Here is a 1,832-nt window from a genome sequence, read left to right on the forward strand (position 1 = left end):
TTTCATGGACATTTTCATCCAGCAGATCATCAACGGATTGGTGCTAGGCAGCATGTACGCACTGATCGCCCTGGGCTACACCATGGTGTACGGGGTGCTGAACCTGATCAACTTTGCCCACGGCGACATCCTGATGGTGGGGGCCATGGTGGGCCTGTCGCTGCTCAAACTGGTGCAGCATGTGGCACCGGACCTGCCGGGCATCGTCAAGCTGATCATCGCCATCGTCGGTGCGATCCCGGTGTGTATCGTGGTCAGTCTCCTGATCGAACGCATCGCCTACCGCCCGCTGCGCAATGCGCCGCGCCTGGCGCCGCTGATCACCGCCATCGGCGTGTCGATCCTGCTGCAGACCTTCGCCATGATGATCTGGGGCCGCAGCCCCTTGCCATTCCCGCAGGTCATGCCCTCCGACCCGGTGCACATCGCCGGTGCCCTGATCTCGCCGACCCAGATCATGCTGCTGATCCTGGCGCTGGCCGCCATGATCGGCCTGGTGCTGATTGTGGAAAAGACCAAGATGGGCCGCGCCATGCGCGCCACCGCCGAGAACCCGCGCATCGCCGGCTTGATGGGCGTGGACGCCAACCGCGTCATCATCGTCACCTTCGCCATCGGCGCGGCCCTGGCGGCCATCGCCGGCGTGATGTGGGCGGCCAACTATTCCACCGCACAGTTCGCCATGGGCTTCGTGCCCGGCCTGAAGGCCTTCTCGGCGGCGGTGCTGGGTGGCATCGGCAACATCTACGGCGCCATGCTGGGCGGCATCCTGCTGGGCCTGATCGAAAGCCTGGGGGCCGGTTACATCGGCGACCTGACCGGCAACTTCCTGGGCAGCAACTACCAGGACATCTTCGCCTTCATCGTGCTGATCATCGTGCTGACCCTGCGCCCCTCCGGGATCATGGGCGAGCGCGTGGCGGATCGGGCTTAAGACTCAAGACTTAAAAGTTAAAAACAGAACTTAGAGAATCGGAAGAGAACACTATGGCTCTCATGACCTTCGACATGAAGCGCAACCCGCAGCAGGCGCGCATCAGCCTGCTGGCGCTGTTGGCGCTGATGATCATCTTCCCCATGATTGCCCAGCATTTCGGCAATTCGTGGGTGCGCATCATGGATATGGCACTGCTCTACATCATGCTGGCCCTGGGCCTGAACGTGGTGGTGGGCTTCGCCGGCCTCCTGGACCTGGGCTACATCGCCTTCTACGCCATCGGCGCCTATACCGCAGGCTTGCTGGCCTCGCCGCAGTTCGCGGCCGTGATCGAGTCCTTCGTCAATACCTATCCCGACGTCGGCAACTTCCTGGTCTGGCTGTATGGTCCGCAGATCGTGCAGAACGGCATCCACCTCTCGCTGTGGCTGATCGTGCCGATCTCGGGCGTGCTGGCGGCCCTCTTCGGCGCGCTGCTGGGGGCACCGACCCTGAAGCTGCGCGGTGATTACCTGGCCATCGTGACCCTGGGCTTCGGCGAGATCATCCGTATCTTCATGAACAACCTGAACGCCCCGGTCAACATCACCAACGGCCCGCAGGGGATCAACCTGATCGACCCGATCCGCGTCTTTGGCGTCTCGCTGGCCGGCGAGCCCGGTTCGGGCTCGATGGTGAAGGTCTTCGGCATGAGCCTGCCCTCGGTCAATGCCTACTACTACCTGTTCCTGGTGCTGTGCATCTTCGTGATCTTCTTCTCGGTGCGTCTGCAGGACTCGCGCCTGGGCCGTGCCTGGGTCGCCATCCGCGAAGACGAGATTGCCGCCAAGGCGATGGGCATCAACACCCGCAACGTCAAGCTGCTGGCCTTCGCCATGGGCGCCTCCTTCGGTGG

General features: G+C 62.8%; 2 protein-coding genes. Both read left to right on the forward strand.

What is annotated here, in order from left to right:
- Positions 1-4: 4 nt before the first annotated feature.
- Positions 5-934: a branched-chain amino acid ABC transporter permease gene (locus tag HFRIS_RS24370; RefSeq protein WP_039877283.1), complete on the forward strand. Its 930-nt coding sequence runs from the start codon at positions 5-7 to the stop codon at positions 932-934.
- A 53-nt stretch (positions 935-987) separates the two neighbouring features.
- Positions 988-1,832 (forward strand): ABC transporter permease subunit (locus HFRIS_RS24375; RefSeq protein ID WP_039877284.1); only part of this gene is annotated, 845 nt, incomplete at its 3' end.

Origin of the sequence: Herbaspirillum frisingense GSF30 (assembly GCF_000300975.2) — a bacterium.
Taxonomy (GTDB): Bacteria; Pseudomonadota; Gammaproteobacteria; order Burkholderiales; family Burkholderiaceae_D; genus Herbaspirillum; species Herbaspirillum frisingense.

Coding starts and splice junctions, on each gene's coding strand:
- HFRIS_RS24370 (WP_039877283.1), top strand. CDS start 5: ATGGACATTTTCATCCAGCAGATCATCAACGGATTGGTGCTAGGCAGC.